4 protein-coding genes are annotated in these 7,705 nt (G+C 73.0%); all 4 read left to right on the forward strand.

Annotated elements, in window-relative coordinates:
* Positions 1-49: 49 nt before the first annotated feature.
* On the forward strand, positions 50-997 hold the full coding sequence (locus tag EAO76_RS41550) for an ornithine carbamoyltransferase (protein ID WP_148841422.1): 948 nt from the start codon (positions 50-52) through the stop codon (positions 995-997).
* Between the two features lie 100 nt (positions 998-1,097).
* On the forward strand, positions 1,098-2,264 hold the full coding sequence (locus EAO76_RS41555) for a pyridoxal phosphate-dependent aminotransferase (protein WP_148841423.1): 1,167 nt from the start codon (positions 1,098-1,100) through the stop codon (positions 2,262-2,264).
* Positions 2,265-2,299: 35 nt separating this feature from the next.
* Complete coding sequence (locus EAO76_RS41560) at positions 2,300-3,508, forward strand: cytochrome P450 (protein ID WP_262376201.1); 1,209 nt, start codon at positions 2,300-2,302, stop codon at positions 3,506-3,508.
* Between the two features lie 103 nt (positions 3,509-3,611).
* Positions 3,612-7,705 (forward strand): type I polyketide synthase (locus EAO76_RS41565; protein ID WP_148841425.1); only part of this gene is annotated, 4,094 nt, incomplete at its 3' end.

Genomic DNA, 7,705 nt, shown 5'->3' on the forward strand with positions numbered 1-7,705 from the left:
CTCCGGCTCCGGCCCCACCTCCCCCTTCGCCCACCACAAGGAGAACCCCATGAGGCATCTGCTCTCCCTCCAGGACCTCGACCCGGCCACCGTCCGTCATCTCGTCGACCGTTCCGTGAAGCTCGCCGCCCCGGACCGGCGCGGCCTCCCGCTCGCCGGGCGCGTCGTCGGCATCTACTTCGGCAAGTCCTCCACTCGCACCCGGACCGCCTTCTCCGCCGCCGCCCTGCGCCTGGGCGCCTCGGTCATCCCGTACGGCCCCGACGACCTCCAGCTGACGACGGGGGAGACCTGGGGCGACACGGCACGCGTGATGTCGGGCTACCTCGACGCGTTCGTCCTGCGCACCAACGGTCCCCTGGAGGAGATGCGCGAGCTCGCCGGTGCGGCCCGCATCCCCATCGTCAACGCGCTCAGCGAGCACGAGCACCCCACCCAGGCCATCGCCGACCTCGCCACCCTCCGCGAGCACTTCGGCGACCTGTCCGGACGCCACATCCTCTACATCGGCGAGGGCAACAGCAGCGCCGGCGCTCTGGCCATGGCCGTCGCCGCCGTGCCGGACCTCCGTCTCACCCTCGTCACCCCCGAGGGCTACGGTCTCGAACCCCACATCGCCGAGACGGTCAAGCTCCTGTCCGGCGGCAGCGATCGCATTCGGGAGCACCACGACCTCGGCTCCCTGCCGACCGGCGTCGACGCCGTCTACGCGACCCGCTGGCAGACCATGGGTGTCAGCCATGGGGACGACTCCTGGCTGAGGGCCTTCGACGGCTTCCGCGTGACCCGGCAGATGATGACCGCCGTCGGCGGCCCCGACACGGTCTTCCTGCACGACCTGCCCGCCATGCGTGGCCAGGACGTCGACGACGACGTCCTCGACGGACCGGACAGCCTCGCCTGGCGCCAGGCCTACCACAAGATGACCTCGGCCATGGCCGTCCTCGAATGGGCCGTCCTCGGCGGCCCCACCGAGCTCACCGCCCCGCGCGCCTGACACGTCCCCCGGAGGGAGGCGGGCCACCGCCCGCCTTCCTCACCCGGGGCGCCCCTCCCTCCCTGTACGGCAACGACCCCAGCACCACGGAGGACCGGACATGACGCACCCCCTGGCCCACCGGCCGCACATCTCGCAGCGGGCCGCGACGCTGTCGGGCAACACCCTCACCGAGCTGTTCGTCCTGGCACGCGCCCGCGGCGCCATCGACCTGGCCGTCGGCACGCCGGGCTACCCCGACCCCACCGCAGAGCTGATCGGGGAGGCCACCGGCGCGATGGAGGCCGGGCACAACCAGTACGAACTCCCCGCGGGCGACGCGCTGCTGCGCCAGTACATCGCCGGCACCCTGAAGGCCCCCACCGACCCCGACACCGAGCTCACCATCACCGCCGGAGCGACCGAGGCCCTCTGCGTCGCCCTCCTCGCCACCGTCGACCCGGGCGACGAGGTCATCGTGCTCACCCCCGGCTACGAGCAGTTCAGCGCCGCCGTCGGCCTGGCCGGCGCCGTCCCCCGCTTCGTACCCCTGCACGCCCCGGACTGGCGCTACGACCCGGCCGAGCTGGCTGCCGCGTTCGGCCCCCGCACCCGGGCGATCATCCTCAACACCCCCGGAAATCCCACGGGCCGCGTCCTCACCCGCGAGGAGCTGACCGAGATCGCCGAGCTGTGCGCCCGGTGGCACGTCACCGCCATCAGCGACGAGGTCTACAGCACCTTCGTCTTCGACGGTCGTCGGCACGTCTCCGCCGCCGACGTGCCCGGGCTCGCCGAGCACAGCATCATCGTCGGCTCGCTCTCCAAGAGCCACGCCGTGAGCGGCTGGCGCCTCGGCTTCCTGCGCGCCGACGCCGAGCGCACACAGACGCTGCGACGCGTCCACGAACTCACCACCAACGGCACCGCGGCACCGCTCCAGGTGGCCGCCGGCCGCGCCGCCATGGCCACCGACCTCGACGAGGTGGCCCGGGAGATGGAAGCCCGGCGCGACCTGGCCCAAAGCATCTTCGCCCGTGTCGGCATGAAGTTCTCCCCGTCGGAGGGCGGCTGCTTCCTCTTCGCCGACATCGGCCCGTTGACGGCAGGCGAGCGCGACTGCACCGGATTCGTCCGCGACCTGCTCGACCGGGCAGGTGTCCTCCTGGTCCCCGGCGCCTCTTTCTTCTCCGACCCCGCCCGGGGCGAGCAGTACGTCCGCATCGCCTTCAACCGGCGTGCCGAGACGATTCGCGAGGCCGAACAGCGGATCACGGCGTCGTCATGACCGGCCACGAGAACGAGACCACCGGGAGTACGAAGTTGGACACACACCAAGACGAGCGGGTGCCGGAAACGGCGGGCTGCCCGTACGCGCACGACGCCGGGCGAATCGGCCCCCTGCCCGACTTCCTGGAGCACGGCGACGAACCCGTCACCCGGATCGCCACCCCCACCGGTCACAAGATGTGGCTGGTCCGCGACTACGCGCTCGGCCGATCGGTCCTCACGGACCGCCGCTTCAGCCGGGCGGAGGCCGTCAAGCCGCACGCGCCGACAGTCATCGACGCGCAGCCGGTGCCGGACTCCATGATGAGCATGGACGGCGCCGAACACGCCCGGCTGCGCCGCATGGTCACCGGGTCCTTCACCACCGGCAAGGTCGCCGCGATGACCCCGTTCGTCGAGCGGCTCGCCGACGAGCACCTCGACCGGCTCGCAGAGGCCGGACCGGGCGCCGACCTGGTCGGGACGATCGCCGCACCGCTGCCGCTCGAGGTCCTGTGCTCGCTGCTCGGCGTCCCGCCCGAGGACGCCGGCCGGTTCCGTGACTGGGTCGAGGTCCTTTTCGACATCTCCGTGAGCAACCCCCGCGAGAAGGCCCGCCGCCGCCTCGAACTCGTCGAGTACATGTCCACCCTGATCGAGGAGAAGCGGCAGCGCGGCGAGGACGACCTCCTCACCTCTTTGATCGGCGCGCACGACGACGGCGACCTGTCCATGCCGGAGCTGCTGACCCTCGGGCTCACCCTGCTCATGGCCGGGTACGAGACCACCGTCGGCCAGCTCTCCCTGTCCGTGCTCGCCCTGCTCTCCGATCCCACCGCCCTCGCCGCACTGCGCGAACGGCCTGAGCTCGTGCCGACCGCCGTCGAGGAGCTCATGCGCCTCAGCCCCGCCACCCCGCTCGCCTTTCCGCGCGTCGCGGTCGAGCCCGTCGAACTCGGCGACATCACCGTCCAGCCCGGCGAAGGCGTCCTCGTCTCCCTGCTGCACGGCAACCGCGACGGCGCCGTCTTCACCGACCCCGAGCGGATCGACGCGGACGGCCGCACCGCCGCCCACCTGACCTTCGGGCACGGCGTCCACCGGTGCCTCGGCGCACCGCTGGCCCGGCTCCAGGTCCGCATCACCGTCGAACGCCTGCTGCGCCGCTTCCCCGGCCTCCGGACGGCCTCCGGGCCCGACGCGGTCATCTGGAAGGACGGCCTCGCCACCCGAGGACTGTCCCGACTGCGGGTGGAGTGGTGACCACCCCCGGCTGACCAACCGCGACCAGCCACCCCGGCCCGGCCGCCCGGCGCCCCGTGCCGTTGCCCCCGTATCAGCCCCCGGAATGCGAATGAGGAACCGCGTGTCTGTCGAGAACACCCGCCACGGGGCAGAGCCCTGCGGGGAACCCATAGCCGTCGTCGGACTGTCCTGCCGCTTCCCCGACGCCCCGAACCCGGAGGCGTACTGGGAGCTCCTCGCACGCGGGGGCGACGCCGTCACCGAGCCGCCCGCCGACCGCGTCGCCGCCACCGGCGGCCGTGCCGCCGCGGGACCGGCCGGCAAGGGCGGTTTCGTCGACGGGATCGGCGACTTCGAACCCGGCTTCTTCGGCATCGCCCCGCGCGAGGCCGTGGCCATGGACCCACAGCAGCGACTCATGCTCGAACTGGCCTGGGAAGCACTGGAGGAGGCCGGCATCGTCCCCGCCGACCTCGAACGCAGCGGCACGGGCGTCTTCGTCGGAGCCATGACCGGCGACTACTCCGACCTGGCGCGACGTTCCCGCACCCCGCTCGGCCACCACTCCTTCACCGGACTCAACCGCTGCCTGATCGCCAACCGCGTCTCGTACGTGCTCGGCCTCCGCGGCCCCAGTCTCACCGTCGACGCCGGCCAGGCGTCCTCCCTCGTCGCCGTCCACACGGCCTGCCAGAGCCTGCGCACCGGCGAGACCGAGATGGCGCTCGCCGGCGGCGTCGAGCTCGACCTCGGCACCGAGAGCGCGGACCTCGCCGAGCACTTCGGCGGCCTCTCCGCCGACGGTCGGTGCGCCACCTTCGACGCCCGCGCCAACGGCTATGTGCGGGGCGAGGGCGGTGCCTTCGTCGTCCTCAAGACGCTCTCCCGCGCCCTCGCCGACGGCAACCGGATCCACGCCGTGCTCCGCGGCGGCGCCGTCAACAACGACGGCGGCGGCCCGGGCCTCACCGTCCCCCACGAGGAGGCCCAGCGGGCCCTGCTCACCCGCGCCTACCGGAACGCCGGAGTGAACCCCTCCGAAGTCCAGTACGTCGAACTGCACGGCACCGGCACCCCCGTCGGCGACCCGATCGAGGCCGCCGCCCTCGGCGCAGTCCTCGGCACCGCCCGCCCGGCCGGCTCCCCGCTCCTCGTCGGCTCGGCGAAGACCAACATCGGCCACCTCGGCGCCGCCGCCGGCATGGCCGGACTCCTCAAGGTCGTCCTCTCCCTCACCCACGGGCAGCTCCCGCCGAGCATCCACCACACCGCACCCCACCCGCGCGTCCCGCTCGCGGGGCTCAACCTGCGCGTCCAGGACGCCCTCGGCACCTGGCCCGTGCCCGAGTCGGAGCGGCGGCTCGCCGGTGTCTCCGCCTTCGGCGTCGGCGGCACCAACGCCCACCTCGTCGTCGCCGCACCCACGCCGGTGCCCCGCAGGCAGGCGGACCGCGCCGGCGCCAACTCCCTCCTCGTCCTGACCAGTTCTCCCACCGGACGGGAGCCCGAGCCGACGCGGCCGGCCGCCTTCCGGGCCGGGACCCTGCCCTGGCTCGTCTCCGGACACACAGCCGCCGGGCTCCGTGCCCAGGCCGAGGGGCTGCTCACCCAACTCGCCCGCACCGAGCACACCACAGGGGGCGACACCGGGGACGCGCCCGTCGACATCGGCTGGTCGCTCGCCGCCACCCGCACCGCCTTCCGCCACCGGTCGGTCCTCCTCGCCGGCAGCCGCGCGGAACTCGTCACCGAGCTGACCGCGCTCGCCGCCGGGGACCGCTCGGCCTCCAGGGTCTCCGGTACCGCCCGGCCGGTCGACCGCCCCGTCTTCGTCTTCCCCGGCCAGGGCTCGCAGTGGCACGGCATGGCCGCCGACCTGCTCGACGCCTCGGACGTCTTTTGCGCGAGTGTCCGCGCCTGCGACCGGGCCCTCGCCCCGTACCTCGACTGGACCACCGAGGACGTCCTGCGCAAGGCTCCCGGCGCGCCCTCCCTGGAACGCATCGACGTGCTCCAGCCGACCCTGTTCGCAGTGATGGTCGCGCTCGCCGACGTCTGGCGCTCCTTCGGCGTCGAACCCGGCGCCGTGGTGGGCCACTCCCAGGGCGAGGTCGCCGCCGCGTACGTGGCGGGGGCCCTCACCCTCGACGACGCGGCCCGCGTGATCGCGGTGCGCAGCCGGCACCTGCTGACCGTCGCCGGCCGCGGCGGCATGGCCTCGGTCGAGCTGCCCCCCGAGGAGGTCGCCGAGCGGCTCGGCGCCTACGAGGGGCGCCTGTGCGTCGCCGTCGTCAACGGTCCGAGGGCCGTGGTCGTCTCCGGGGACGCGCCGGCCGTGGACGACCTCGTCGAGCGGTGCCGCGCCGAAGGCGTCCGCGCCCGCAAGGTGCCTTCCGACTGCGCCGGGCACTCGGCCCACATGGACGACATCCGTGAGGCCCTCCTCGCCGACCTGGTGGACCTCGCCCCGAGGCGCGGGACCGTCCCCTTCTTCTCCACGGTGACCGCCGGCGAGCTGGACACCGCCACGCTGGACGCCGGGTACTGGTACCGCAACATCCGGGAAACGGTGCAGTTCCACCGCACCGTCCTCTCCCTCACCGAGCACGACGCCTTCGTCGAGATCAGCCCCCACCCCATCCTGACCATGGCCGTTCAGCAGACGCTGGAGGGCCGCGAGACGGCACCCGTGGTCGTCGGGTCGCTGCGCCGCGACGAGGACGGCCCGCGCCGGTTCCTGACCTCTGCGGCGTCCCTGCACGCCCAGGGCGTGACCGTGGACTGGCGGCCGGTGTTCCCGGGCGACGCCGCCGCCGTTCCGTTGCCGACGTACGCCTTCCAGCGCCGACGGTACTGGGTGGAGCCGCCGGTCGCCGCGGCCCCCGGGGCGGCCGGGGAGCCGGGAGGCTCCGTACCGCCGTCGGACCTCGCCGAGTACGAGCAGGACGGGGAGTCCGGGGAACTGGTGGAGCCGGACGGGCTCGACCTGGCGGGCCTGTCGGGGGAGGAGGCGACCGCCCTCGTCCGTGACCTCGTGCTCGGCGAGGCGTCCCTCGTCCTCGGCCTCGACCCGTGCGACGCCGTCGACCCGACGGTCTCCTTCAAGGACCTCGGCTTCGACTCCGTGACCGCCGTCGAGCTGCGCCACCGGCTCGTCACCGCCACCGGTCTGCGGCTGTCGACCACGCTGCTCTTCGACCACCCGACGCCGCAGCGGCTCACCGACCACCTCGTCGCCGAGGCGACCGGAGTCCGCCCCGACCCCGGCGTCCCGGCCCGGGCGATGGGCAAGGAGGGCGAGGACGACCCGATCGTCATCGTCGGCATGGCCTGCCGCTACCCCGGCGACGTGACGTCGGCCGAGGACCTGTGGCAGCTCGTCCTGGACGAGGCGGACGCGATCACCGGCTTTCCCGAGAACCGGGGCTGGCCGCTCGACGCCAGGTCGGCCACCACGTCGGGCGGTTTCCTGCACGACGCCGACCTCTTCGATGCCGAGTTCTTCGGGATCAGTCCGCGCGAGGCGGTCGGCATGGACCCGCAGCAGCGGCTCCTCCTGGAGACCAGCTGGGAGGCCCTCGAACGGGCCGGTCTCGACCCGGCCGGGCTGCGCGGCAGCGGCACCGGGGTATTCATCGGTGCCATGGCCCAGGACTACGGTCCGAGGCTGCACGAGTCGGCGGACAAGGACGGTGGTTACCTGCTCACGGGCAACTCCAACAGTGTCGTCTCGGGCCGCGTCGCCTACTCCTTCGGCTTCGAGGGTCCGGCGGTGAGTGTGGACACGGCCTGTTCGTCGTCCCTGGTCGCGTTGCATCTGGCCGCGCAGGCCCTGCGCGGCGGTGAGTGCGATCTGGCCCTGGCCGGCGGTGTGACCGTCATGTCCAGCCATGGTGTTTTCGTGGAGTTCAGTCGTCAGGGCGGGCTGGCTGTGGATGGTCGGTGCAAGGCTTTTTCGGAGGGTGCTGACGGTACTGCCTGGGCCGAGGGTGTGGGGGTGCTGGTTCTGGAGCGGTTGTCGGATGCGCGGCGGTGTGGGCACGAGGTGCTTGCGGTGGTGCGGGGTTCGGCGGTCAATCAGGACGGTGCGAGCAATGGTCTGACTGCTCCGAACGGTCCGTCGCAGGAGCGGGTCATTCTGCGGGCTCTTGCGAGTGGTGGTCTGTCGTCGCTGGATGTGGATGTGGTCGAGGGGCATGGGACGGGGACCCGGCT

This window comes from Streptomyces sp. sk2.1, assembly GCF_008120935.1.
GTDB lineage: Bacteria > Actinomycetota > Actinomycetes > Streptomycetales > Streptomycetaceae > Streptomyces.